20 protein-coding genes are annotated in these 22,020 nt (G+C 67.5%); 5 read left to right on the top strand and 15 right to left on the bottom strand.

Translation table 11 applies throughout. From position 1 onward, the window contains the following. The first annotated feature begins 8 nt into the window (after positions 1 to 8). From tal to pgl, 5 genes are read left to right on the top strand one after another with little or no spacing between them, the layout of a single operon-like run. Positions 9 to 1,121, top strand: coding sequence for a transaldolase (tal, locus tag ACFVV0_RS13285; protein ID WP_387063748.1), 1,113 nt, complete (start codon positions 9 to 11; stop codon positions 1,119 to 1,121). Then, a complete protein-coding gene (locus tag ACFVV0_RS13280) occupies positions 1,118 to 2,728 on the top strand; it encodes a glucose-6-phosphate isomerase (protein WP_387063746.1) in 1,611 nt (536 codons plus the stop codon). The genes tal and ACFVV0_RS13280 overlap by 4 nt, the downstream gene beginning before the upstream one ends. A gap of 29 nt (positions 2,729 to 2,757) precedes the next feature. Further along, complete coding sequence (zwf, locus tag ACFVV0_RS13275; protein WP_387063743.1) at positions 2,758 to 4,299, top strand: glucose-6-phosphate dehydrogenase; 1,542 nt, start codon at positions 2,758 to 2,760, stop codon at positions 4,297 to 4,299. Next, positions 4,296 to 5,258 carry a glucose-6-phosphate dehydrogenase assembly protein OpcA gene (locus ACFVV0_RS13270; protein ID WP_387063741.1) on the top strand — a complete coding sequence of 321 codons (963 nt, stop codon included), beginning with the start codon at positions 4,296 to 4,298 and terminating at the stop codon, positions 5,256 to 5,258. The genes zwf and ACFVV0_RS13270 overlap by 4 nt, the downstream gene beginning before the upstream one ends. After that, positions 5,255 to 6,025 carry a 6-phosphogluconolactonase gene (gene pgl, locus ACFVV0_RS13265; RefSeq protein ID WP_387063738.1) on the top strand — a complete coding sequence of 257 codons (771 nt, stop codon included), beginning with the start codon at positions 5,255 to 5,257 and terminating at the stop codon, positions 6,023 to 6,025. The genes ACFVV0_RS13270 and pgl overlap by 4 nt, the downstream gene beginning before the upstream one ends. Positions 6,026 to 6,095: 70 nt before the next feature. On the opposite strand, the gene ACFVV0_RS13260 is transcribed toward pgl, so the two are convergent. From ACFVV0_RS13260 to ACFVV0_RS13190, 15 genes are all read right to left on the bottom strand, one after another. Continuing rightward, positions 6,096 to 6,464 (bottom strand): RNA polymerase-binding protein RbpA, encoded by a 369-nt coding sequence (locus tag ACFVV0_RS13260; RefSeq protein ID WP_387063735.1) that lies wholly within the window; start codon positions 6,462 to 6,464, stop codon positions 6,096 to 6,098. 48 nt (positions 6,465 to 6,512) lie between these two features. After that, a complete protein-coding gene (secG, locus tag ACFVV0_RS13255) occupies positions 6,513 to 6,764 on the bottom strand; it encodes a preprotein translocase subunit SecG (RefSeq protein WP_387063733.1) in 252 nt (83 codons plus the stop codon). Positions 6,765 to 6,878: 114 nt separating this feature from the next. Beyond that, entirely contained in the window at positions 6,879 to 7,682 is an 804-nt protein-coding gene (tpiA, locus tag ACFVV0_RS13250; RefSeq protein ID WP_387063730.1) for a triose-phosphate isomerase, read from the bottom strand. Then, a complete protein-coding gene (locus tag ACFVV0_RS13245; RefSeq protein WP_387063728.1) occupies positions 7,670 to 8,887 on the bottom strand; it encodes a phosphoglycerate kinase in 1,218 nt (405 codons plus the stop codon). Before ACFVV0_RS13245 ends, tpiA begins: the two co-directional genes overlap by 13 nt. A 15-nt stretch (positions 8,888 to 8,902) precedes the next feature. Further along, on the bottom strand, positions 8,903 to 9,910 hold the full coding sequence (gap, locus tag ACFVV0_RS13240) for a type I glyceraldehyde-3-phosphate dehydrogenase (RefSeq protein ID WP_387063725.1): 1,008 nt from the start codon (positions 9,908 to 9,910) through the stop codon (positions 8,903 to 8,905). A gap of 114 nt (positions 9,911 to 10,024) precedes the next feature. Next, positions 10,025 to 10,651: a superoxide dismutase gene (locus tag ACFVV0_RS13235; RefSeq protein WP_387063723.1), complete on the bottom strand. Its 627-nt coding sequence runs from the start codon at positions 10,649 to 10,651 to the stop codon at positions 10,025 to 10,027. Between the two features lie 109 nt (positions 10,652 to 10,760). After that, positions 10,761 to 11,741, bottom strand: a complete 981-nt coding sequence (whiA, locus tag ACFVV0_RS13230) for a DNA-binding protein WhiA (protein WP_387063720.1) — start codon at positions 11,739 to 11,741, stop codon at positions 10,761 to 10,763. A 54-nt stretch (positions 11,742 to 11,795) separates the two neighbouring features. Next, entirely contained in the window at positions 11,796 to 12,671 is an 876-nt protein-coding gene (gene rapZ / locus ACFVV0_RS13225; protein WP_387063717.1) for an RNase adapter RapZ, read from the bottom strand. A gap of 32 nt (positions 12,672 to 12,703) precedes the next feature. Next, the gene (gene uvrC, locus ACFVV0_RS13220; protein WP_387063714.1) at positions 12,704 to 14,710 is read right to left on the bottom strand and encodes an excinuclease ABC subunit UvrC; all 2,007 of its coding nucleotides are present in this window, start codon (positions 14,708 to 14,710) and stop codon (positions 12,704 to 12,706) included. Positions 14,711 to 14,719: 9 nt separating this feature from the next. Continuing rightward, positions 14,720 to 17,605 carry an excinuclease ABC subunit UvrA gene (uvrA, locus tag ACFVV0_RS13215; RefSeq protein ID WP_387063711.1) on the bottom strand — a complete coding sequence of 962 codons (2,886 nt, stop codon included), beginning with the start codon at positions 17,603 to 17,605 and terminating at the stop codon, positions 14,720 to 14,722. Positions 17,606 to 17,770: 165 nt separating this feature from the next. Continuing rightward, entirely contained in the window at positions 17,771 to 18,301 is a 531-nt protein-coding gene (locus tag ACFVV0_RS13210) for a hypothetical protein (RefSeq protein WP_387063709.1), read from the bottom strand. After that, on the bottom strand, positions 18,298 to 19,584 hold the full coding sequence (locus ACFVV0_RS13205) for a DUF58 domain-containing protein (protein WP_387063706.1): 1,287 nt from the start codon (positions 19,582 to 19,584) through the stop codon (positions 18,298 to 18,300). Before ACFVV0_RS13205 ends, ACFVV0_RS13210 begins: the two co-directional genes overlap by 4 nt. Before the next feature lie 5 nt (positions 19,585 to 19,589). After that, complete coding sequence (locus ACFVV0_RS13200) at positions 19,590 to 20,624, bottom strand: AAA family ATPase (protein ID WP_387063704.1); 1,035 nt, start codon at positions 20,622 to 20,624, stop codon at positions 19,590 to 19,592. Then, on the bottom strand, positions 20,614 to 21,243 hold the full coding sequence (locus ACFVV0_RS13195; RefSeq protein WP_387063701.1) for a hypothetical protein: 630 nt from the start codon (positions 21,241 to 21,243) through the stop codon (positions 20,614 to 20,616). Before ACFVV0_RS13195 ends, ACFVV0_RS13200 begins: the two co-directional genes overlap by 11 nt. After that, the gene (locus ACFVV0_RS13190) at positions 21,240 to 21,950 is read right to left on the bottom strand and encodes a DUF4129 domain-containing protein (RefSeq protein WP_387063699.1); all 711 of its coding nucleotides are present in this window, start codon (positions 21,948 to 21,950) and stop codon (positions 21,240 to 21,242) included. The genes ACFVV0_RS13195 and ACFVV0_RS13190 overlap by 4 nt, the downstream gene beginning before the upstream one ends. Positions 21,951 to 22,020: the final 70 nt, after the last annotated feature.

Here is a 22,020-nt window from a genome sequence, read left to right as displayed (position 1 = left end):
AGAATAAAATGACCGACTCCACCCCCACCGCACAGCTTTCCGCCGCCGGCGTCAGCATCTGGCTCGACGACCTGTCGCGCGAACGCATCACCACCGGCGGTCTGCAGAAGCTCATCGCCGAGAAGAACGTGGTCGGTGTCACCACCAACCCCACGATCTTCGCCACCGCGCTCTCCAAGGGCGAGGCCTATGACGAGCAGGTCAAGCAGCTCGCCGCCGCGGGAACGAACGTCACCGACGCGGTCTTCGAGATCACGACGGACGACGTGGCCAACGCCAGCGACATCTTCCACGACGTCTTCGAGCAGACGAACGGCCTCGACGGCCGCGTGTCCATCGAGGTCGAGCCGGGCCTCGCCCATGACGCCGCCGGAACCATCGCGGAGGCCAAGAAGCTCGCCGCCAAGGTGAACAAGCCCAACGTGCTCATCAAGATCCCCGCGACGGTCGAGGGGCTCGAAGCCATCACCGAGGTGACCGCGGCCGGTATCAGCGTCAACGTGACGCTCATCTTCAGCCTCGAGCGCTACCGCGGCGTCATCAACGCTTACCTCGCGGGTCTCGAGAAGGCCAAGGCTGCGGGCATCGACCTGTCGGGCATCCAGTCGGTCGCCTCGTTCTTCGTGTCGCGCGTCGACACCGAGATCGACAAGCGACTGACCGCCATCGGCACCGATGAGGCCCTCGCGCTGAAGAGCAAGGCCGGAGTCGCCAACGCCCGCCTCGCCTATCAGGTCTACGAGGAGCTCTTCGCCACCGAACGCGCCAAGGGCCTCGTGGCCGCCGGCGCGAACGAGCAGCGTCCGCTCTGGGCCTCGACCGGTGTCAAGGACCCGAGCCTTCCCGACACGCTCTACGTGACCGAGCTGGTCGCCCCCAACACGGTCAACACCATGCCGGAGAAGACGCTCGACGCGACCTACGACCACGGCGTCATCACCGGTGACAGTGTCACCGGAAACTACGCCGAGGCGAACGAGGTCCTGAACGCGCTCGACGCTCTCGGCATCTCCTACGACGAGGTCACCGCACTGCTCGAGAAGGAGGGCGTCGAGAAGTTCATCGTCTCCTGGAACGAGCTGCTCGACACCGTCACCAAGGCGCTGGAGGCAGCGAAGTGAGTTTCAAGATCCACGTGACAGGAGCGGCCGAGGAGGCCGTCAATCGCCACGTCCCGCAGCTCGTCTCCGACCTCGTCGCCTCGGGCATCACCGCGCAGGACCCTGCACTGTGGGGCCCGGATGCCGAGGACGAGGCCAGCAAGCGCCTCGGCTGGACCGAGGCGGTCGCCATCTCGCGGCCACTGGTCCCCGAGATCGTCGCCTTGCGCGACGAATTGCGCGCCAAGGGCGTCGACCACATCGTGCTCGGCGGGATGGGCGGCTCGTCGCTGGCCCCTGAGGTCATCACACGCACGGCCGGCGTCGAGCTCACAGTGCTCGACTCGACCGAGCCCGGCCAGGTTCTCGCCGCTCTGCGCGATCGCCTGCAGACCACGGCCCTCGTGATCTCCAGCAAGTCCGGCTCGACCCTGGAGACCGACAGCCAGCGCCGCATCTACGAGAAGTCGTTCCAGGAGATCGGCGTCGACCCGCGCGAGCGCATCGTCATCGTCACCGACCCCGGATCGCCGCTCGACGCATCCGCTCGCGAGACCGGGTACCGCGTCTTCAACGCGGACCCGAACGTGGGCGGCCGCTATTCGGCGCTCACCGCCTTCGGACTCGTCCCCTCCGGTCTCGCGGGAGTCGACATCGCCGAACTCCTCGACGAGGCCGAGACGATCTCGCTCGAACTCGCGATCGACGACCCGACCAACCCCGGGCTGATCCTCGGCGCCGCCATCGCCGGCACCGAGCCGCTCAAGGACAAGGTCGGAATCGTCTCGGACGGCACGCACATCGTCGGCTTCGCCGATTGGGCCGAGCAGCTGATCGCCGAGTCCACCGGCAAGCAGGGCACCGGTCTGCTCCCCGTCGTTCTCGACCCGCTCTCCCCCGAGTTCTCGGAGAATCTGCCCGACCTGCAGGTCGCGCGACTGGTCGACAACGCCGAGGCGCACCACCTGTTCCCGAGCAATCGCCACGAGGGCGAGATCCTGGTCTCCGGCAGCCTCGGCGCACAACTGCTGGTCTGGGAGTTCGCTGTCGCCGTCGCAGGACGACTTCTCGGCATCAACCCCTTCGATCAGCCGGACGTGGAGGCCGCCAAGGTGGCCGCGCGTTCGCTGCTCGACAACCGCCCCGAGCCCACCACCCCTGCGTTCGTCGCCGACGGTATCGAGGTGCGCTCCACGGGCGACTTCCTCGGCGACGCCGCCTCCCTCGAGGCCGCGGTGGATGCGCTCGTCGCCCAGCTCGGACCGGACGGCTACGTCTCGGTCCAGGCCTACGTCGACCGCATCGCGCTTCCGCAGCTCGCGGGACTCCGCGATCTGCTCGCCGCCAAGGCCAAGCGTCCGGTCACGTTCGGCTGGGGACCCCGTTTCCTGCACTCGACCGGACAGTTCCACAAGGGTGGACCTGCCGTCGGCGTATTCCTGCAGATCACCGAGAACCCGGCGGAGGATCTCGAGATCCCCGGCCGTCCGTTCACCTTCGGTCAGCTCATCCAGGCCCAGGCGGCCGGTGACGCGAGCGTGCTCGGCGAGCACGGGCGCCCGGTCCTGACTCTGAACCTCACGGACCCCGGAGCCAACCTGGTCCCGCTGTTCGAGGCCGTCAACTAGCAGCGCCCCGCACGCATCCAAGGAGTTCAATGTCACCGGTGGAAATCACCCCGGAGTTCAACCCACTGCGGTTGCCCTCCGATCGCCGCCTCAATCGCATCGCCGGTCCCAGCAGTCTCATCATCTTCGGCGTGACAGGTGACCTGTCCCGCAAGAAGCTGATGCCGGCTGTGTACGACCTCGCAAATCGCGGTCTTCTTCCGCCCGGATTCTCGCTGGTGGGTTTCGCCCGCCGCGACTGGGAGGACCAGGACTTCGAGAAGGTCGTCTACGACGCGGTCAAGCAGTACGCGCGCACCCCGTTCCAGGAGGAGGTGTGGCAGCAGCTCGCCCAGGGCATCCGGTTCGTTCCCGGCGAGTTCGACGACCCCGACGCGTTCAAGCGGCTCAAGGAGACCGTCGACGAGCTCGACAAGGAGCGCGGGACCATGGGAAACCATGCGTTCTACCTGTCGATCCCGCCGAAGGCCTTCCCGCTCGTCACGGAACAGCTGCGCCAGTCCGGGTTGGCCGACCAGAACGGTGACGGATGGCGACGTGTCGTGATCGAGAAGCCCTTCGGCCACGACCTCACCAGTGCGCGCGAGCTGAACGCCGTCGTCGAGTCGGTCTTCCCGCCCGACTCGGTCTTCCGCATCGACCACTACCTCGGCAAGGAGACGGTCCAGAACATCCTGGCGCTGCGCTTCGCGAACGAGCTGTACGAACCGATCTGGAATTCGAACTACGTCGACCACGTGCAGATCACGATGGCCGAGGACATCGGCGTCGGCGGCCGTGCAGGCTACTACGACGGCATCGGCGCTGCGCGCGACGTCATCCAGAACCACCTGCTTCAGCTGCTCGCCCTCACGGCGATGGAGGAGCCCATCTCCTTCGACGCCGCCGACCTTCGCGCCGAGAAGGAGAAGGCACTCGCTGCCGTCCGCCTTCCGAAGGATCTCAGCACCTCGACGGCCCGCGGCCAGTACTCCAGCGGATGGCAGGGCGGTGAGAAGGTCGTCGGCTTCCTCGAAGAGGACGGGATGAACCCGCAGTCGACGACCGAGACCTACGCGGCGATCAAGCTCGAGCTCGGCACCCGCCGATGGGCCGGCGTGCCGTTCTACCTCCGTGCAGGCAAGCGCCTCGGACGTCGCGTGACCGAGATCGCAGTGGTCTTCAAACGCGCTCCGCAGCAGTTGTTCGCGGAGAGCCAGACGTCGGCGCTCGGACAGAACGCACTCGTCATCCGCGTGCAGCCCGACGAGGGTGTGACCATTCGGTTCGGCTCCAAGGTGCCGGGCGCCGGGATGCAGGTGCGCGACGTGAGCATGGACTTCGGCTATGGGCACGCCTTCACCGAGGCGAGCCCGGAGGCATACGAGCGACTCATCCTGGATGTGCTGCTCGGAGAACCGCCGCTGTTCCCCCGCCACGAAGAAGTCGAACTGTCGTGGAAGATCCTCGATCCGATCGAGGACTTCTGGGCGACGCAAGGTCAGCCCGAGCAGTACCGCCCCGGAACCTGGGGGCCGAAGTCGGCTGATGAACTGATGGCCCGAGACGGCCGCAAATGGAGGCGTCCATGATTGTCGACCTGCCCGACACCACGACGAGCAAGGTGTCGAAAGCTCTCGTCAAGATTCGCGAGGAGGGCGGCGCGGTCGCTCTCGGGCGTGTCCTGACGCTGGTCATCGCCACTCACCTCGGCCAGGAGGAGGAGGCCATCGAGGCCGCCAACGACGCCTCGCGCGAGCATCCGATGCGCGTGATCGTCGTCTCCACCGAGGAAGATGCCCCGAACGCGGTCGACTCCCGGGTCGACGCACAGATCCGCGTCGGCGGCGACGCCGGCGCGAGCGAGGTCATCGTCCTGCGCGCCTACGGCGAAGCGGCGAGTGACGAGGAGGGCCTGGTCACTGGCCTGCTGCTCCCCGACGCTCCTGTCGTCGTCTGGTGGCCGGGTCTCGCTCCCGAGGTCGTCTCCCAGTCTCCGCTCGGCCGCATCGCCACGCGGCGCATCACGGATGCGTCCGCGCAGCCGGATCCGCACGAGGCACTGCGTCATCTGTCGAAGACGTATGCGCCCGGCGACACGGACTTCTCCTGGACTCGCCTGACCCTCTGGCGCGCCCAGCTCGCCGCGGTGCTCGATCAGCCCCCGTTCGAGCAGATCGAGTCCGTCGAGGTCGCCGGCGCTGCCGACTCCCCCTCTACGGTGCTGCTCGCAGCGTGGCTCTCGCTGCAGCTGCAGGTTCCGGTGCAGCACGACCTCACGTCGCGCGCGAACGGTTCGAGCGGCATCCACGGCGTGCGGATGGGCCGCGCATCCGGTGTGATCGAGCTGGAGCGCGAGATCCCGAACGTCGCACGTCTGTCGCAGCCGAACCAGCCGACGCACGACCTCTCGCTCCCCCGTCGGAGCCTGCGTGACTGCCTTGCCGAGGAATTGCGTAGGCTGGACCCCGACGATCTGTACGGTGAGGTGATCACGAAAGGTCTCGACCAGCTCGAGGCCGCCGACAAGGGAGTGGGCACGAAGGCATGACGAACGAACGGCGGGTGCTCGTCCACCCCGATCAACAGGCGCTCACCGGCTCGGTCGCCGCTCGCTTTCTGACCAAGACCGTCGACATCCTCGACGATCTCGGTGAGGCGAACGTGGTGCTGACCGGCGGGACCGTCGGAATCGCCGTTCTCGCGGCCGTGAACGAGTCTCCGGCGCGCGACAGCGTCGACTGGACCAAGGTGCACTTCTGGTGGGGTGACGAGCGATTCGTGCCGAAGAACAGCGAGGATCGCAACGAGCGCCAAGCCCGGGAGGCACTGCTCGACCACATCGCCGTTCCGCCCGAGAACGTGCATCCGATGCCCGCCTCCGACGAGATCGCCGACATCGACGAAGCCGCGTCGGTGTACGCCGCCGAGCTCGCAGCGTTCGCTTCCGAGGGTGCCCGCCAACCGCGGTTCGACATCACCTTCCTGGGTGTCGGACCCGACGGTCACATCGCTTCGCTGTTCCCCGACCGCTCGGGTATCCGCGAGACCGAGGCGACCACGGTGGCCGTGCGTCAAGCGCCGAAGCCACCGCCCGAGCGCATCAGCCTCACGCGCCCGGTGCTGAACTCGTCGGATCGCATCTGGCTTGTGCTCGCTGGCGCCGACAAGGCCTCCGCCCTCGGCTTGGCCCTGGCGGGTGCGAGCTACACCGAGGTACCCGTCGCGGGCGCCAAGGGGCGTAAACGCACGGTCTTCTTCGTCGACCAGGATGCTGCTGCCGAGGTTCCCGAGAACCTCATCGCACCGAGTTACTGATCCTCGCGCACCACGTGCGAACAAAGGAGCGGCCCGGACTCTCGTCCGGGCCGCTCCTTTGTTCAGTCTGTCAGCTGGTGGCGCTCAGCTTGCCGCGGCGTGCGCGGAGCTGATTGAGCGCATCTTCGAGGAGCTGCTCGGCTTCCTCTTCGGTGCGACGCTCCTTCACGTACGCCAGATGGGTCTTGTAGGGCTCGAGCTTCGCCACCGACGGCGGGTTCTCCTTGTCACGGCCGGCAGGCAGTCCTGACGACGGTGAGTCGATGACCTCGGGGATCTCCTCATCGGGGAGATTCGCCGCGAAGTGACGGACGGTCTCATTGCCGAGAGCGTCCCAGTACGAGACGGAGATCCGCTCCGCGTGGAAACCGCGGTCCTGCTCCCCCATCGGGCCCGCGCCCACGCGCGAACCTCGAATTGCACTTCCTCCGGATGCCATTTTGCTCCTCGCTGTGTGTGTACGCTGCGTTGGCCGCGGTGCGCGCGCTTACGCGCCGGAATCGAACTTGGTGATGAGGCCCAGCACGACGATGCAGACGATCCAGACAAGTCCGAGGATCACCGTGATGCGGTTCAGGTTGCGCTCAGCGACTCCCGAGGCACCGAGGTTGGAGGTGACGCCGCCGCCGAACATATCGGAGAGACCGCCGCCGCGCCCCTTGTGCAGGAGGATGAGCAGTGTCAGCAGCAGGCTGGTGATGCCCAGCAGGACCTGCAGGACGACCTGGAGAATTTGCACGAGAAACCTTTCGGAACACAACCAGGCTCGGCGCCTGGGAAGACCAACAGCCAGTATAACCGCAGGCGGCTCCCGGGAGCCGCCCGCGGTGATGCAGGATCGATGAACGCGGTCTTACAGTCCGACGTGCTTCTGGTAGCGAACGATGCTGGCGAACTCGGTCACATCGATGCTGGCGCCGCCGACGAGGGCTCCGTCGACGTTCGGTTCGCGCATGAAGCTCGCGATGTTGCCCGACTTGACCGAGCCGCCGTACAGGATGCGCGTCTTGGCTGCGACATCCTCCCCCAGCAGCTCGACGAGAACGGCCCGCAGCGCCGCTGCCACCTGTTCTGCCTGCTCCGGAGTCGCGGCCTGACCGGATCCGATGGCCCAGACGGGCTCGTACGCGACGACGATGTCCGCTGCGGATCGCACCTCGGCCAGCGCAGCGCGAAGCTGCGCGACGGGTACCGCGCTCGCGCCGTGCGTCTCGAGGTCGTCGGCGGTCTCGCCCACGCAGATGATCGGCGTCAGGTTGTTTTCCAGCGCCGCGACCACCTTGAGAGATACTTGCTCGTCGGTCTCGTGGTGCAGGATGCGCCGCTCCGAGTGACCGATGATCACGTAGCGGCACTCCAGCGCAGCCAGGAAGAGAGCGGAGATCTCGCCGGTGAATGCTCCGGAGGCGTGCTCGGAGACGTCCTGTGCGCCGTAGGCGATCGGGAGCTTGTCGGCCGAGACGAGCGTCTGCACGCTGCGCAGGTCGGTGTACGGCGGGAAGACCGAGACCTCGACGGCTGAGAAGTCGTGGCCCGCGTCCTTCAGGCTCCACGCCAGCTTCTGGACGAACGCGATCGCCTGCAGATGATCGAGGTTCATCTTCCAGTTGCCGGCGATCAGCGGGGTACGCCGCACCGACGAGCTCACTGCTGCCATCCGAGGACCTCCAGTCCCGGCAGGTGCTTGCCTTCGAGGAACTCGAGGCTCGCACCGCCACCCGTAGAAATGTGACCGAACTGGTCGTCGGCGAAGCCGAGCGCACGCACAGCGGCGGCGGAGTCGCCGCCGCCGACGACGCTCAGCCCGTCGACCTCGGTGAGAGCCTGAGCAATGGCCTTGGTTCCCGCGGCGAACGGCGGGAGCTCGAACACACCCATCGGACCGTTCCAGAACACCGTTCGTGCCGAGCGGATGTACTCGGAGAACACCTGTGCCGATTCGGGACCGATGTCGAGGCCGAGACCACTCGACCCCCAGTCCGTGTCCTCGATGCCGTCGATGGGACGCACGACGTGCTCGGCGTCGGCTCCGAACTTGGAGGCGACGACCACGTCGCGCGGAAGAACGATCTCGACCCCGAGCTCTTCGGCCTGGGCCAGATAACCCTTGACCGTCTCGATCTGGTCGGCCTCGAGCAGGCTCGAGCCCACTTTGTGGCCGAGTGCCGCGACGAAAGTGAAGAGCATCCCGCCGCCGATGAGCAAGGAGCTCACCCGCGGGAGCAGATGACCGATCACCCCGAGCTTGTCGGAGACCTTCGAACCGCCGAGAACCACCACATAGGGCTTCTCGGGATTCTCGGTGAGCCGCTCGAGCACGTCGAGCTCCGTGGCGATGAGGAGGCCTGCCGCGCTCGGAAGGGTCTTCGCGAGCTCGTAGACGCTGGCCTGCTTGCGGTGCACGACGCCGAATCCGTCGGACACGAATGCATCGCCGAAGGCCGCGAGCTTGGAGGCGAAGGCTTCGCGCTCGGACTCGTCCTTGCTGGTCTCCCCCGGGTTGAACCGCAGGTTCTCCAGAACCGCGACGTCACCGTCTTGGAGGCTGCCCACAGCATCCTGAGCCCCCGAGCCGACCGTGTCACGAGCGAACGTGACCGGCTTGCCGAGGAGCTCGGAGAGCCGCTGGGCGACCGGAGCGAGGCTGTACTTGGCGTCGGGCGCGCCCTCCGGGCGGCCCAGGTGGGAGATGACGACCACCTGAGCGCCCTGATTGATCAGGGCGTTCAGGGTGGGAATCGACGCTCGCACACGGCCATCGTCCGTGATCTGACCGTCCTGAAGAGGAACGTTCAGATCACAGCGGACGATGACACGCTTGCCGGCGAGCGAACCGAGTGAATCAAGGGTGCGGAGCGTCACGTCGGTTCCCCGGTGTTAGAGGCGGTCGGCCACGTACTCGGTCAGGTCGACGAGCCGGTTGGAGTAACCCCACTCGTTGTCGTACCACGACGCGACCTTGACCTGCGAGCCGATGACCTTGGTCAGGCCCGAGTCGAAGATCGACGAGTGCGGGTCGCTGACGATGTCTGTCGAGACGATCGGGTCTTCGGTGTACTTGAGGATGCCCTTGAGCGGGCCCTCGGCGGCGGCTTTGTACGCGGCGTTGATCTCGGCGACCGTCGCAGGCCTCGACAGCTCGACCGTGAGGTCGGTGATCGAGCCGGTGATGACCGGGACGCGGAGCGCGTAGCCGTCGAGCTTGCCGACCAGCTCCGGGATGACCAGGCCGAGTGCCTTCGCGGCACCGGTCGAGGTCGGGATGATGTTGGCGGCGGCGGCGCGGGCGCGGCGGAGGTCGCTGTGGGGGCCGTCCTGCAGGTTCTGGTCGGCGGTGTACGCGTGAACCGTGGTCATCAGACCGCGCTCGATGCCGAAGTTGTCGAGCAGCACCTTCGCGAGCGGTGCGAGGCAGTTCGTGGTGCAGGACGCGTTCGACAGGATGTCGTTCACGGCACTGTCGTAGGTCTCCTCGTTGACGCCGAGGACGATGGTGGCGACGTCGTCGCCGGAAGCGGGAGCCGAGACGATGACCTTCTTGGCACCGCCGGCGATGTGCTTGCGCGCATCTTCGGACTTGGTGAACCGACCGGTGGACTCGATGACGATGTCGACGCCGAGCTCGGCCCACGGAAGGTTGGCCGGGTCGCGCTCTTCGAGAACGATGATCGGCTTGCCGTTGACGACGATCTTGTCGCCGTCGAGCTCCACCGTGGCGTCGAGACGGCCCGTGATCGAGTCGTACTTCAGCAGGTGCGCGAGCGCCTTGTTGTCGGTGAGGTCGTTGACCGCGACGATCTCGAGGTCGCTTCCCTTGGCCAGAGCGGCGCGGAAGAAGTTACGACCAATGCGACCGAACCCGTTGATTCCGATCTTTACGGACACAGATGTCTCCTGTTACTTCAGGGGCGCCGACGGGCGCTCATTACTTGGAATGCGTTTCAGATGAAACCGGACGGCGGTGTCCCGGGAGGCAACCCTTCCGGGACACCTTTCCCGCTACGACAGTAGCAGCAGGCCCGAGGTCTTTTCGCGCGCGGTGGTGAAGCGCTTGTCGACGTCTGCCCAGTTGGTGATGTTCCAGAAGGCCTTGACGTAATCAGCCTTCACATTCACGTAGTCGAGGTAGAACGCATGCTCCCACATGTCGAGGAGCAGCAGCGGGACCGTCGCCGCCGCGAGGTTGCCCTGGTGGTCGTAGAGCTGCTCGATGATCAGCTTCTGACCGAGCGAGTCCCACGCGAGGATCGACCATCCGGAACCCTGGATGCCCAGCGCGGACGCGGTGAAGTGCGCGCGGAACTTGTCGAACGAGCCGAAGAACTCATCGATCGCGGCGCCGAGCTCACCGTTCGGCTTGTCGCCGCCGTCGGGCGACAGGTTGGTCCAGAACACGGTGTGATTGACGTGCCCTGCGAGGTTGAAAGCGAGGTCTTTCTGCAGCTTGTTGACATACGTCAGGTCGTCGGCGTCGCGAGCCTCGGCGAGCTTGGCGAGGGCGGTGTTCGCGCCGTCGACGTACGCCTTGTGATGCTTGTCGTGGTGCAGCTCCATGATCCGACCGCTGATGTTCGGCTCAAGTGCCGAGTAGTCGTACGGAAGGTCTGCGAGCGTGTAGTCAGCCATTACTCATCTCCTCATATGGTTCCCGGCGCGAGCGTTTCACACCGGGCTTCGAGCGACTTTTCCAGTCTACTGAGCGCAACCGCTGCCACCACAGGTTGCTTCCCGGACGTTACACCTCGTCGAGGTCGGCCGGGAGGTTCGCGTCTGTTCCGGGGATGCCCAGATCGACGGCCTTCTTGTCAGCCATCGCAAGGAGGCGGCGGATGCGGCCCGCGACCGCGTCCTTCGTCATCGGCGGATCCGCGTGGTGACCGAGCTCGTCGAGGCTGGAGTCGCGGAAGTTCAGCCGCAGCTCGCCTGCGTAACGGAGGTGCTCGGGAACGTCGTCGGCGAGGATCTCGAGGGCGCGCTCGACACGCGCGCACGCAGCGACGGCCGCCTGTGCGGAACGGCGCAGGTTCGCATCGTCGAAGTTCACGAGGCGGTTGGCCGTTGCACGCACCTCGCGGCGCTGTCGGAGGGCCTCCCAGTTCTCGACGGTCTGCGAAGCGCCCATGTGCACGAGCATCGCGCTGATCGCGTCTCCGTCGCGGATGACCACGCGGTGCACGCCCCGGACCTCGCGGGCCTTGGCGGCGATCCCGAGCCGACCGGCAGCGCCGACGAGCGCCATGGCCGACTCGTTGCCGGGGCAGGTGACCTCGAGGGCCGCGGAGCGACCGGGGTCGGTCAGCGAGCCGTGCGCGAGGAAGGCTCCGCGCCAGACGGCGGCGAGCTCCTCGCGGGAACCGGTGGTGAGACGGTTGGGGAGTCCGCGGATGGGTCGGCGTCGCGCATCCAGCAGGCCGGTCTGACGTGCCAGGGTCTCCCCGCCGTCGAGCACGCGCACCAGATACTGGCTGGTGCGGCGAAGGCCTGAAGCCGAGATGACGGAGACCTCGCTGCGGACGCCGTACAGCTCCGCCAGGTCTTTGCGCACCCGCCGGGCGAGCTCAGGGGTGTCGAGTTCGCTCTCCACTGCGATCCGACCGCTGATCAGGTGAAGACCGCCGGAGAACCGGAGGATCGTCGCGAGTTCGGCGGCGCGCACGGTGGTCTTGCTGACCTCGACCTTCGTGAGTTCGTCTTTGACGTCGGCGGTGAGAGCCAATCGGATTCCTTTTCTGTCATCGGCCGTGCGGGGGCCGGGGTCGGCTGGCCGGCTTCATTCACGGCCGAGATCGCGGTGTTTGGTGTTCACCGCGATCCCTGGGAGATTCTGCAGACGGGCGGCGAGCTCTTCCGCAATCGCCACCGAGCGGTGTTTTCCGCCTGTGCAGCCTACCGCGATCATGGCGTGCCTTTTGTTCTCGCGCTGATACCCGGCGAGCACGGGCCGCAGAGCGGCGTAGTACGCCTCGATGAAATCGCCGGCTCCCTCCTGCTCGAGCACGTAGTCGCGCACGACGTCGTCGAGGCCGGTGAACGGTCGGAGCTCCGGATTCCAGAACGGGTTCGGCAGGAAGCGCGCGTCGGCGACGAGGTCGGCATCCGGTGGCAGACCGTACTTGAAGCCGAAGCTCATGACCGTGACCTGAACGCCGGCCGTGTTCTCGGCGGCGAACGTCTCGGTGATGTTCGTGGCGAGCTGGTGGATGTTGAGATCGGAGGTGTCGACGATGATGTCGCTCGCCTCGCGGATCTCGCGCAGCCGGGAGCGCTCGGCGACGATGCCGTCGAGGATGGTGCCGTCGCCCTGAAGCGGATGCGGACGGCGCACGGCCTCGAAGCGCCGCACGAGGGCCGCATCCGTCGCCTCGAGGAAGAGCACGCGCACCTTGGTGCCCTCGCGCAGGGTCTGGATCAGGTCGCGGAGGTCGGTGAAGAAGTTGCGGCCGCGCACATCCACCACTGCGGCGATGCGCGGCAGGGTCGATCCCGCCCGGTTGGCGAGCTCGATCAGCGGGCGCAGCATCTGCGGCGGCAGATTGTCCACCACATACCAGTCGAGGTCTTCGAGGGCGTTCGCGACGGTCGAGCGGCCCGCGCCCGACATTCCGGTGACGATCAGCACTTCCTGCTGCTCGTTGTCGGTGGTCATGGGGTGCTCCTCCGCCTCGGTGTTCCCCCAGCCTATCGACTGGCGAGTCGGTCGTGGATGGCCCCAGCAAGGGTGGGCCCGACGCCGCGGACCTCTGCGATCTGCTCGGGCGTGGCCTTCCTGAGCTGCGCGACCGAGCCGAAGTGCTTCAGCAACTCCTTCACCCTGGACGGGCCGAGACCGGGGATCTCCCCGAGAACCGAACCGATGTCGCGCTTGCGACGGCTGCGCTGATAGGTGATCGCGAAGCGGTGTGCCTCATCGCGGATGCGCTGGATGAGGAACAGCGCATCGCTGTTGCGCGGGAGGATCACCGGGAAATCGGAGTCGGGCAGCCAGATCTCCTCGAGCCGTTTCGCGATGCCGGCGAGCTGGATGCCCTGCACGCCCGACTCCTCCAGCGCACGCTTCGCAGCCGCCACCTGCGGCTGGCCGCCGTCGACGATGAGGAGGTTCGGCGGATAGGAGAACTTCTTGCGGCGCTTCTCGGCGGCCGCGTCGATCTCGGCCTCGACGTCGATCTCGGGATCGTCGCCGCGCTCATCCGAGCGCTCGTCGTCGCCGGTGAACTCACCCGGCGCGATGGCGGCCTCCGCTTCCTCGGCCGGCTCCAGCTGGGGGTCGCCGAGGTAGGCGAGCCGGCGGGAGATCACCTGATAGATCGACTCGGTGTCGTCGGTCGACTCGGGGATGCTGAACCGCCGGTACTGGTCTTTGCGCGGCAGGCCGTCTTCGAAGACGACCATGGACGCGACGATGTTCGTTCCGCTGAGGTGCGAGACGTCGTAGCACTCCATGCGAAGCGGTGCGTCGGCCATTCCGAGGGCGTCCTGGATGTCGTTGAGCGCCTTGGACCGCGCCACGAAGTCGGAACTGCGTCGCGTCTTGTAGAGGATGAGAGCATTCTTGGCGTTCATCTCCACGGTCTGCACCAGGGCGGCCTTGTCTCCGCGCTGAGCGACCCGCAATGCGACGCGGCCGGTCAGGACTCCCCGCGCGGCCGCCGGGTCGCCGATCTCCTGCCGTCGGGCGGTGAGCCATTGCTCCAGCTCGGCTGCATCTTCGGGGAGCTCGGGGACGAGGACCTCACGCGGGGGCGCATCCGTACCCTCGTAGGCGTTCTGCACGACCGTCTCGACCAGCTCGCCGAGCGACACGTCGAGCTCCTTGTCGACGACCCAGCTACGCACACCCCGGATGCGCCCCCCGCGCACGATGAACTGCTGCACAGCGGCCGCCAGCTCGTCGTGCGCGATGCCGAACACATCGGCGTCGACGCTCTCGGGAAGCACGACCGCGCTCTTGCCCATCGCGGCCTCGAGTGCCTGGATGGCATCGCGATGACGGGCCGCGGCTTCGTAGTCTTGCGCGCTCGCGGCCTGCTTCATCCGGTCGGTCATGACACGGATGTACTGGGTGTCGTTGCCGGCCATGAACGACACGAAGTCCTCCGCGAGTTCGCGGTGGTCTTCGGGACTGATCCTGCCGACGCACGGCGCGGCGCACTTGCCGATGTCTCCGAGGAGGCATGGCCGTCCGGTCAGCTCTGCGCGGCGGTAGACGCCGTCGGAGCAGCTTCGCATCGGGAACGCCTTGAGCATGAGGTCCACCGTGTCGCGGATCGCCCAGACCTTCGTGTACGGACCGAAGTAGCGCGCATCCTTCTGACCGCGGTGACGGGTGACCATGACCCGTGGAATGCGGTCGCCGAGGGTGACCGCGAGGTACGGATACGACTTGTCGTCGCGGAACTGCACGTTGAACGGCGGATTGAACTCTTTGATCCAGGTGTATTCGAGCTGCAGGGCTTCGAACTCGCTGGCCACCACCGTCCACTCGACCGAGGCGGCCGTGGTGACCATGCGCCGCGTTCGCTCGTGCAGGCTCCGCAACGGCTGGAAGTAGTTGCTCAGACGGGCGCGGAGGTTCTTCGCCTTGCCGACGTAGAGCACGCGGCTCTTCGGATCGCGGAAACGGTAGACGCCCGGCTGGGTCGGGATCTCACCGGCCTTGGGCCGGTAGCTGACGGTGTCTGCCACTCGGTTATCCTACGCGGCGCCCCGGGCGCTCTCGGCGCCCTGCAGGACCTCCTTGAGGAAGTAGCCCGTGTGGCTTCCCGGGGCCTCGGCCACCTGCTCGGGAGTGCCTGTCGCAATGACCTCTCCGCCGCCCGCGCCGCCCTCAGGACCCATGTCGATGATCCAGTCCGCCGACTTGATCACGTCGAGGTTGTGCTCGATCACGATCACCGTGTTGCCCTTGTCGAGCAGTCCGTTGAGCACCAGCAGCAGCTTGCGCACATCCTCGAAGTGCAGGCCGGTGGTCGGCTCGTCGAGAACGTAGACACTGCGGCCGTTCGAGCGGCGCTGCAGCTCGGTGGCGAGCTTGACGCGCTGAGCCTCGCCGCCCGAGAGCGTCGTGGCGCTCTGCCCCAGGCGCACGTACCCGAGACCGACGTCGACGAGGGTCTGCAGGAAGCGGTGGATGGACGAGATCGGCTGGAAGAACTCGGCCGCCTCGCTGATCGGCATGTCGAGCACCTCGGCGATGTTCTTGCCCTTGTAGTGCACGGAGAGCGTGTCGCGGTTGTACCGGGCTCCCCCACAGACCTCGCACGCCACGTACACGTCGGGCAGGAAGTTCATCTCGATCTTGATCGTGCCGTCGCCGGAGCAGGCCTCACACCGGCCGCCCTTGACGTTGAAGCTGAACCGACCGGGCAGGTACCCGCGGGTCTTGGCTTCGACGGTCTCGGAGAACAGTGTGCGGATGCGGTCGAACACTCCGGTGTACGTCGCGGGGTTCGACCGCGGGGTGCGCCCGATCGGCGCCTGGTCGACGTGCACCACCTTGTCGAGGTGGTCGAGCCCCGTGACCGCCTTGTGCTTGCCCGGGAGCTTGCGTGCCCCGTTGAGCTTGTTGGCCAGAACCCGGTACAGGATGTCGTTGACGAGCGACGACTTTCCGGAACCGCTGACGCCCGTGACGGCGACGAAGGCGCCGAGCGGGAAGTCGACGGTCACGTTCTTGAGGTTGTTCGCCTGAGCGCCGACCACGGAGATCTTGCGCTTCTTGTCGATCTTGCGGCGCTTGGCCGGGATCTCGATCTCCCTGCGCCCGGCGAGATAGTCGCCGGTCAGTGACCGCGTGTTGTCCAGCAGGTCGTCGTATGAACCCGAGTGCACGACGTGACCGCCGTTGACGCCCGCACCCGGACCGATGTCGACGATCCAGTCGGCGGTGCGGATGGTGTCTTCGTCGTGCTCGACGACGATCAGCGTGTTGCCGAGGTCGCGGAGTGCGATGAGCGTGTCGATCAGACGGCGGTTGTCGCGCTGATGCAGGCCGATGCTCGGTTCGTCGAGCACGTACAGCACTCCGGTGAGCCCCGAGCCGATCTGGGTGGCGAGACGGATGCGCTGAGCCTCGCCGCCCGAGAGCGTCGCCGCCGCACGCGACAGGTTGAGGTAGTTGAGACCGACCTGGATGAGGAAGTCGAGCCGCACCTTGATCTCGCGCAGAACCTGCGCCGCGATCTTCTCCTCACGCTCGGTGAGATGCAGCTTCTCCATGAACGAGCGGGCGTCGCTCAGGCTGAGCTCCGCCGCATCCGCGATGCTCGCCCCGTGCACGAGCACCGCGAGAACCTCGGGCTTGAGACGCTTGCCGCCGCAGACCGGGCACGGCACCTCGCGGAGGTACTCCGCCCAGCGCGCACGCTGGGTGTCGGTCTCGGCCTGCAGGTACTGGCGCTCGATGTAAGGAACGACACCCTCGAACCCCGAGGTGTAGCTCATCTCGCGGCCGTAGCGGTTCTTCCACTTGACCTTGACCTCGAAGTTGTCTCCACGCATGACTGCGTTCTTGACCTCGTCGCTCAGCTTGCGCCACGGCGTGGTGAGGGAGAACTTGAGGTCGCGTGCGAGACCGTCGAGAAGCTTCTCGTAGTACTGGAAGAGTCCCTTGCCCTGCGTGGTCCACGGCACGATGACGCCCTCGGCGATGCTGAGCGACTCGTCGCCCAGCAGGAGGTCTTCGTCTACGGCCATGCGCGTGCCGAGGCCGGAGCACTCCGGGCACGCACCGAACGGCGCGTTGAAGGAGAAGGTGCGCGGCTCGATCTCGGTGAGCTGGATGGGGTGGTTGTTCGGGCACGACAGCTTCTCGCTGTAGGTCTGCCACGCATCCGTGCCCTCGAGGTCGACGAAGTTGATCTGGACGATGCCGTCGGCCAGACGCAGAGCCGTCTCGAGCGAGTCGGTGAGACGTGTGAGGATGTCGGGCCCGGCGACCAGACGATCGACGATGACCGCGATGTCGTGCTTGTACTGCTTCTTGAGCGTCGGCGGGTCGCTCAGCTGCACCGGCTTTCCGTCGACCAGGGCACGCGAGTACCCGCCGGCGGCGAGCTCCTTGAAGAGGTCGACGAACTCGCCCTTCTTCTGCGAGACGACCGGGGCGAGGATCTGGTACCGCGTCGCGGTCTCGAGCTCCATGAGCTGGTCGGCGATCTGCTGCACGGTCTGCCGCTGGATGCGCTCACCGCAGATCGGGCAGTGCGGCACACCGATGCGCGCCCACAGCAGACGCATGTAGTCGTAGATCTCGGTGATCGTTCCGACCGTGGACCGCGGGTTGCGGTTGGTCGACTTCTGGTCGATCGACACCGCCGGGCTGAGGCCCTCGATGAAGTCGACGTCTGGCCGGTCGACCTGACCCAGGAACTGGCGGGCGTACGCCGAGAGGGACTCGACGTAGCGCCGCTGCCCCTCCGCGAAGATGGTGTCGAAGGCGAGCGAGGACTTGCCCGAGCCGGAGAGACCGGTGAAGACCACCATGGAGTCGCGTGGGATCTCGAGGTCGACGTTGTGCAGATTGTGCACGCGCGCCCCTCGCACGCTGAGGTGGGATCCGGTCACCTTACTGATAGTCACTCGATCAATTCTCCGCTATTCGTTGACGATGCCGACCCGTGTTCGCCTCCGGCGCATCGAAGATATGTTCGATTGTAGCGGTTCGTCCCGACCGCCGCGCCCCGGCTCGATCCGAGGGGTCACCCAGCACGCGCGAGTCTATGCCGGACCACCGACATTGCAACCTCAGTCCCGTGGTGGTCGCACGAGGAGAGCTGCGAGGGCGACGACGAGGGCGAGGACGGCGACGCCCGAGATCACGGCGAGGCCGAGCACGTCACCGCCCGAGACCGCTGTCGTCACCGCCAGTGCGCCGACGGCCAGCGCCTGGACCGGCAGCTGGATGATCAGGAACCGTCGGGCGCTCGGCCACAGCACTGCAGGCTGGACTTTGGCGGTCGGCGCGACCACGAGCATCCAGGAAGCCAGGATGTGCAGCGCATGCGCACCGGCGATCAGCACGTATGGACGCCAATCGGAGAAGGACTGCTCGTGCGTGGTCAGACTCAACGCGAGCCCGCCGATGAGGAACCACGCCGTCAGCCACTGCGGCGCTGCGACCGCGACGCCGGCCAGCAGCACCGCGACGGTCAGCCAGAAGCCGGGCACGGCCAGAGCGATGGAGAGCGCGACGGCGACGACCGCGAAAAGCGCGCGCAACGCCCATCCCGGAACGACCATGCCGAGGTCGGGTGCCGCGGGCTCGAGCGCGCTCACCGCATCCTCCTCGGCCGGCTGAGCTCGCGCAGTCGCGCCTCGCGTGACTGACCGCCCGGATCCTGCCAGCGCATCGTATCGACCCCGGCCGCGGCCAGTCGCCGGAAGCGCAGGTCGCGTTCCAGCTCGACCACGTGCAACGCTACGGACTCCCGGGCGACGAGTTCGCGGGTGTCGAGTTCCGGGAGCACGTCGACCGCGATCACGCGGTGACCTGCGGCACGCCAGATGAGGGCCAATCGCATCGGCTGGTCGTCGAGGAAGGTCGAGAGCACGTAGACCAGCGCGCCCGGGGCGAGCACCGGTGCGCGCACCCGGTCGGTCGCGGCGCCGCTCGGTCCGGTGAGCGACACCGCGCGCAAGACACGCTGCAGATGGCGTCCGCCCGAGCGAGGCGGGATGCCGCGGGCCACGTTCGCGAGGTCGTCGAAGCCGACCCTGTCCCCCGCGGCCGAGTACGCGGTGGAGAGCGACGCCGCGGCTTCGCGCGCGAGATCCTGCGAGCCGACGCCCGGCTCCGGATACGCGGCCGCCCAGTCCGCGACGCGCCCGGTCAGGTCGTCGCGGCTGTCGATCACGAACTGGATCGCCGCATCCGACGTCGCCATCGTCCTCCGCACATACAGGTCGCCGGGCACCTGGGCCCGCCGCGCGGTGGCTTTCCAGTCGATGCGTCGGAGGCGGTCGCCCGGCGCGAACTTGTCGACATCTCGGAACTCGCCGCCGTCACCGGGGCGCGCCGACGCGTGCTGCCCGGTGAGCCCGATCAGCCGCGCCGGAAGCGGAAGGCTCCGAACCGGGATCACGGTCGGCGGAATCACGCGGTCCGCCGCGACCGGCGCTGTCGGCGCACTGACGACCGACGCGTCCACACCGAGGATGCGCGACTCTGCACTCACCAGCCGTTGCGGCCCCGAGTGGGCCAGCCGCAATGGGCTGACGATCCGCCCGGCAGCCCGGACCGTGACGAGGGTCTCGATGGGCGCCTGACCCCGGAGGGCCAACCTCAGCTGCACCGCATCCGCCCGGATCTCGGCGGCGACCTCGACGATCGCCTCGGCTGCGCCATCGCCGGTCTGGGCTCCCGCCCGGACGTCGACCCGCACGGTTTCGGGCGGCCGCCTGTCCCAGGCGTAGGCGACCGCGATCACCAGGGGTATGCCCACCAGCACGAGATCCACCCGCGCAGTCACGAAGCCCGCGATCAGGCAGCCGACGGCGACCAGGACGCCGGCGACAATGCCCGGGCTCAGATCCCAGCGCCGGCCCGACGGCGTCGGCACGCCGCTCACGCCTTCGGGCCCTCTTCCGCACCCACAGCAGCCCGCTCACGCGACCCGACCACTGGCGGGCCGGGAACGGAGTTGACGACCTCGTCGACGACCTGGACCGCCTGCACGCCACTGGTCCAGGCCTGAACCGTCAGCGAGAGCCTGTGTGCCAGCACCGGAGCCGCCACGGCCTTGATGTCGTCGGGAATGACGAAGTCGCGACCGGCCATCACCGCGCGGGCCCGGGCGACAAGCAACAGTCCCTGCGAGCCACGCGGTGACGCACCGACCTCCACGGATCGGTGCCGCCTCGTCGCCGCGGCCAGCGCGACGCAGTATGCAGCGATATCCGGATCCACGTCTACGAGCTCCACACCCGCCTGCATAGCTCGCAGTATCGCGGCGTCGATCACGGGGGCGACGTCGGCCCGCTCCTGCCGACGGCCGACGCGCGCGAGCAGCACTCGGCTCTCGCCCTGCGCATCCGGATACCCCACGGCCAACCGCACCATGAACCGGTCGAGCTGGGCCTCAGGGAGGGCGTAGGTGCCCTCGTACTCGATGGGGTTCGAGGTCGCCACGACGTGGAACGGTTTCGGCAGCGGGAAACTCTGGCCCTCGACGGTCACCTGCCCCTCGGCCATCGCCTCGAGCAGCGCCGACTGCGTCTTCGGCGACGTGCGGTTGATCTCGTCGGCCAGGAAGAGACCGGTGAAGACCGGACCGGGGCGGAAGGTGAACTCGCCCGACGACGGCACGTACACGAACGATCCGGTGATGTCGGCCGGAAGGAGGTCGGGTGTGCATTGCAGGCGCCGGAAGTCCAAGCCGATCGCGGATGCGATGCTGCGGGCGGCGAGGGTCTTTCCGAGGCCGGGGACATCCTCGAACAGCACATGACCGCCCGCGAGGATGGTCGCCAGCGCGAGCTCCAGGGACGAGCGCATCCCGACGACGACCGTCGACACGCGCTCGAGGATGTCGGCACTCAACCGAGCGATCTCGCTCACGGTGAGGGGGCCCACACTGTCGGGGGTGGTGTCAGCGGGCATCGGTGATCTCCTCGGTGGTGCGGTTGCGGGTGTTGGCGTCGGGGGTGGTACTCGTATCGATGGCGGCGTCGACGGCTGTGAACGGACCCGGCGGGGACTCCGCCAGCCGCCCGAGGGTCGCCAGCGCAGCCTGATAGCTGCCGAGCTTGGGCGACGCCGCCGTTCCCCGGCGGATCGTCGCGACGAAGTCCGCGCCGAGCACCCGTTCGACGGCCGGGCGGTGGGAGGGGTCGTCGAGATCGAGCCCGTGAAGCTCGAGGACCTGGGCGGCTACCGTGCGGAGCCGACGGACGGCCTCCGGGGACACTCCCCCGCCGCGGGTGTGGAGTGCCCACCCCAATTGCACGACGTCACGCCGTGCGCCGTCTCTCGGCATCGCGGGTCCCGGCAGCCAGTCGACCCGTGCCTGATCGCCGACCAGGCTGAGGCACGCGGAAGCCGCGACCGCTACGGCACCGAAACCGACCGCGTGCCCGATGTCGACCCCGAAGAACCACGTGACCGCGCCGGCTGCGAGCCCGAGCACCACGCACCAGAGAAGCCGTCGGCGATACGCACGACCGAGCAGAGCCCTTCGCACGGTCGCGGCATTCGCCTCGTCGTCGGTCGCGTTGTTCATCGCGTCGCACCGCCCGGGGCTTCTGCGGACCAGGATGCGCGCAACGATTCGAGCGACGCACGCGCCGTCTCGACATCCGCCGCACCGACCGGCGCGTCGCCGAAGCGCACGCGGAGATACAGGTCCAGCAGCCGGCGCGCGGCGCTCCGGTCGGCGCCGACCCGCGAGAGGATGCGGGCGGTGAATTCGCTCGGTGTCTCGGCCGGGAGCCGGCGGACACCCGATTCCTCGGCCGCCTCCTGCAGGCCGAGCCAGGCCTGCTCGATGGCGTCTCGCGGCTGACGCGGTTCGCCGAGGATATCGATGGCACGGTCGAGCCCACGTCGCACCTGGGGTGCGTCCGGCTCGGGCTGAGGTTCGAGCTCAGCCACATCGAGCGGGCCGAGCACAACTGACTCGTCGTCCCGCGCCAGCCGCCGCAGGCGTCTGCGCACCGCGCGCCAAGCGAGGAAGGCGACAACGATCAGCACGACGACCGCGATCAGGACGACGATCCAGGATGCGTCGATCCGCGTGACGTGGCCGGGGACGGGAGCAGGCGACGCGCTCCCCGGGCCGTCGGTGAGCTGCGCCGGCGGCGGCGGTTGCTGCGACCAGTCCGGAACCCACACCATCCCGCCGAGGACCGGCGAGCCTTGGAGGGCGACCGCACCGACCACGAGAAGCAGGAGTCCGGAGCACACCAGCAGAGTGCGGTGACGCCTCATCGGCCCATCACCGCTCTGTCACCGTCGTCCAGCTCACTCTCACACCGTATCGCTCACAGGCGCGCACGAT

The sequence above is a fragment of the Leifsonia sp. NPDC058230 genome, assembly GCF_042882245.1.
In the GTDB taxonomy this organism is placed as follows: domain Bacteria; phylum Actinomycetota; class Actinomycetes; order Actinomycetales; family Microbacteriaceae; genus Leifsonia.
Note: the sequence above shows the minus strand (reverse complement) of the source record. Positions and strands in the feature narration are given on the sequence as shown.